The following is a 3,369-nucleotide window of genomic DNA, read 5'->3' as shown; positions in this document are numbered from 1 at the left end:
TCCCATGTTCACTTCATATAAGTGTTGACGTGATTGCTGAATGCGTTTCATATCACGTTCAAGTACACGTGAGTACGCTTTAAATTCTTGTCCAAGACGAATTGGCACAGCGTCTTGTAAATGTGTACGTCCCATTTTAATAACATGGTCAAACTGTTCTGCTTTTAATTCAAATACATCATGCATATAACCCATCGTTTGTAATAAGCCTTCTAATGCATTTAACGTCGCGATATGAATCGCCGTTGGGAATGCATCATTTGTTGATTGGGCCATATTTACATGGCTATTTGGACTAATATAATGATAGTCTCCCTTTTCCATTCCTAATAATTCAAGAGCACGATTGGCAATGACTTCATTTGCATTCATGTTCATTGAAGTACCTGCTCCACCCTGAATTGGATCGACGATGAAATGATCGTGCCATTTTCCATCAAGAATTTCTTGAGCAGCTTCTGCGATCGCGCCACCCTTGTTCAATTCCAATCTTCCTACATCTGTATTAGCAAGCGCTGCTGCTTTTTTTACAATTGCGAACGCTCTAATTAAACTTTCATGAATTTTATACCCTGTAATCGGGAAATTTTCAACAGCGCGTAAAGTCTGAATTCCGTAATATGCCTCAATAGGTAATTCCTTTCCTCCCAAAAAATCATTCTCCACTCGCACGTTCTTGTTTGTCATTGCCATTTTAATTTCTCCCCCATATTAAATGTAAAACCTAAATAAATCATATGAAGTCATTACCAATCCTTATCAGATTTTATTGTTAAATCGTAGACTAAAGGCTCTTCAATAATTTTTTTAATCTCTTCTAATTTATTAGTTTTCCCAAGCGCCCACATCAATTTTGCTATGATGGCTTCCGTATTCATATCTCCAGACAATATTACTTGATGTTGTGCCACTTTCCGTCCTACTTCATAGAGAAGTATGTCTTCTCCTTCTTCCAGGCATTGAGTAGTAATCACTACAGCAATCCCCATTTCAGTCAACTCTTGAATTTTCGAAAGCAAGTTCCTTCCTTCAAAAGGTAATCCACCGTTTCCAAAACTTTCAATAATAATTCCTTTATACAAATCTTTTAAGCAATCAAATATCTCTGGCTTTGTACCTGGATACAATTTCATAAGAAAAACATCCGTACATAAATTAGTATTTATTGAAAGTTCATTATGGGGGGACGTTGGCTTCCAATGATATTTCACTTCATCTTCATTTACCTCAGCAACATATGGATAATTCACACTTTCAAATGCATCATAACTTTTTGTTCGCATTTTAACTGCTCTCGTCCCAATAATCACCCTACTATCAAAAACAATAAACACACCGCCAACATCCTCACAGGCAAATCTAAGAGCATCAGCTACATTTTTCTTTGCATCTGTCTTTTTAAAACTAATAGGTACTTGTGAACCTGTTAAAACAACTGGTTTTCTTAAACCTTGCAGCATATAAGATAACGCGGAAGATGTATAAGCTAACGTATCCGTTCCATGTGTAATCACAAACCCGTCATAGTCATCATAGTGATTAAAAACAGCATTAGCTATTTCTTTCCAGTGCTCAGGTTGCATATTGGTACTATCAATATTCATTAAGATTTTGCAATCTATTTCTAAGTTTCGAGAAGACTTCGAAAAATAATTCAATAATTCCTCAGCAGACAATCCTGGAACAAGCCCCTCATTCCCCTCCACAGATGCAATTGTCCCACCAGTTGCAAGTAATAAAATTTTCTTCATACACAACCCCTCCATAAAATAAACAACGATATATCGTTCGCGTAATGCGTATTTATATTTATCATTATAGAACTTAATTTGAATTAATCAAGATTTTGTATTCAATACGCGTACTTTTTTTCTATTCTTGATTCTTTTTCTATGCTATAATTAATTTAATAAAATTAGATGGGGTATGAGACGAATGCTGGAACGTTTATCTAAATTAAGAAAAAATCAAAAATGGTCCTTACAAGAGACAGCAGATCGACTTGGGATTGCGAAAAGCACCTATGCTGGTTATGAAAATGGTTATAGATTACCTTCATTACAATCTTTATCTAAAATAGCCGATTTATTTGATACATCTGTAGATTATATATTAGGTCGAATTGAACATTCACATCAAAACAAAGATGTAATTGATATTACAAGACTCCTAAACGATCCAGATGCAACACTTTTAGTAGATGGAGAAGCACTGTCAACAGAAGAGATAATAGATTTTATTGCTTTTGTGAGAAGTAAACGAGAACTAAGTTCCAAGAGAATAGAAAATATTGAACCAACATGTAAAAGTTAATTCAATAAAAAACGAAGACACTGCACTCTTTAAACTTAGAAATACTTAGACAATTAATTTGTAAACGGTTTATATAATGGATTCTTAGCAGCTGGCCTCATTTGGGGACTTATACTTGGAAACAATCCCATTGGTTATATGATTCAATTATTTTTCATCATTTGTGTGGGGTAGCAGCTATTTTCGGAGGTCTCACATCCAATAAATCAATTATCATGAAACAAGGACTTCTCGCTATTTTAGCGTTGCTTTCCCTTTTATCTGTCATATAGAACTAAAGCTTTCCAACAAAGGAACTCACGTTCGAAGAATACGCCATTCTTTCTGTAGATTTATAAGAAAGAATGGCGTTTTTGTATGTCTATTTCTGTATCGAGAGAATTTGAAAGTACAACAGAATTCAAACAAGAATTAGCAAAGTATATCAAGTACTATAATCATGAAAGAATCAAGGAAAAATAAAAGGGAATGAATCCGGTATTGTACTAGGCTCATTCCCTAGAGGCTACTTAACAAACCGACCTTTCTAACTTTCGGGGACACAGTCTAGTTGAAGTGCTACAAGCAACGAATTTACTATTTTAAAGTTAAGTGTTTAACCTTGAAGTACTTAATTCTTTTTTCCAGACAAAGCATACATTATATCTTGATGCTTTATTGTCCTCTTATAATTATGTGGTATCGGGAATTTGTTTCGTTGTTCTTTTATTATAATTATGATTACTATAAGTGATAAAGCTACAGGTATAAAAACGATTAACAAAGCATCTTAATGTTTATGAAATTCTTTGTTAATCGTTTCTCTTCTCCCTAATCTCCTGCGAGACTATATTTTTTATTAAAATTTCCCATATCTTATTTGATTTATTCTGTGACACCAGATTGGGTTACTTTTACATCAGCTGTTACACGAAAACGTAAATCTTTATAGGATTCTTCCCATTCTTGACTGTTCCATTTTCTTACGTGAGTTCTACCAAGCTTTCTAAGTCCTATAGGATCTGTGTCTTTTTTAATAAATCTCTTTATCAATGTAGTTGCTTTTTTTTCTATTTC

General features: G+C 34.0%; 4 protein-coding genes and 3 pseudogenes. 3 read left to right on the top strand and 4 right to left on the bottom strand.

The features are described from left to right. Together ACQGSG_RS27730 and ansA are read right to left on the bottom strand one after the other, a co-directional pair. Positions 1 to 693: lyase family protein (locus ACQGSG_RS27730; RefSeq protein ID WP_240525061.1), on the bottom strand; the 693-nt coding region annotated here is incomplete at its 3' end. 53 nt (positions 694 to 746) lie between these two features. Beyond that, positions 747 to 1,751: an asparaginase gene (gene ansA / locus ACQGSG_RS27725; protein ID WP_000722296.1), complete on the bottom strand. Its 1,005-nt coding sequence runs from the start codon at positions 1,749 to 1,751 to the stop codon at positions 747 to 749. A gap of 184 nt (positions 1,752 to 1,935) precedes the next feature. On the opposite strand from ansA, the gene ansR reads away from it, so the two are divergent. The 3 genes and pseudogenes from ansR to ACQGSG_RS27710 form a co-directional block, all read left to right on the top strand. Further along, the gene (ansR, locus tag ACQGSG_RS27720; RefSeq protein WP_000893567.1) at positions 1,936 to 2,313 is read left to right on the top strand and encodes an HTH-type transcriptional regulator AnsR; all 378 of its coding nucleotides are present in this window, start codon (positions 1,936 to 1,938) and stop codon (positions 2,311 to 2,313) included. Positions 2,314 to 2,379: 66 nt separating this feature from the next. Then, positions 2,380 to 2,585 (top strand): annotated as a pseudogene (locus ACQGSG_RS27715) (DUF1304 domain-containing protein); the annotation flags it as partial. A gap of 103 nt (positions 2,586 to 2,688) precedes the next feature. Continuing rightward, positions 2,689 to 2,775 (top strand): annotated as a pseudogene (locus ACQGSG_RS27710) (IS3 family transposase); the annotation flags it as partial. Positions 2,776 to 2,900: 125 nt separating this feature from the next. Here ACQGSG_RS27710 and ACQGSG_RS27705 read toward each other — a convergent pair. Further along, positions 2,901 to 3,031, bottom strand: a pseudogene (locus ACQGSG_RS27705) (excinuclease ABC subunit C); the annotation flags it as partial. A 146-nt stretch (positions 3,032 to 3,177) separates the two neighbouring features. Further along, the coding region (locus ACQGSG_RS27700) for a Ger(x)C family spore germination C-terminal domain-containing protein (protein ID WP_426948541.1) at positions 3,178 to 3,369 on the bottom strand (192 nt) is incomplete at its 5' end.

Origin of the sequence: Bacillus sp. GMa5/1, from assembly GCF_050172015.1 — a bacterium.
In the GTDB taxonomy this organism is placed as follows: Bacteria; Bacillota; Bacilli; order Bacillales; family Bacillaceae_G; genus Bacillus_A; species Bacillus_A cereus.
This window is presented reverse-complemented; position numbering and strand designations above follow the sequence as displayed.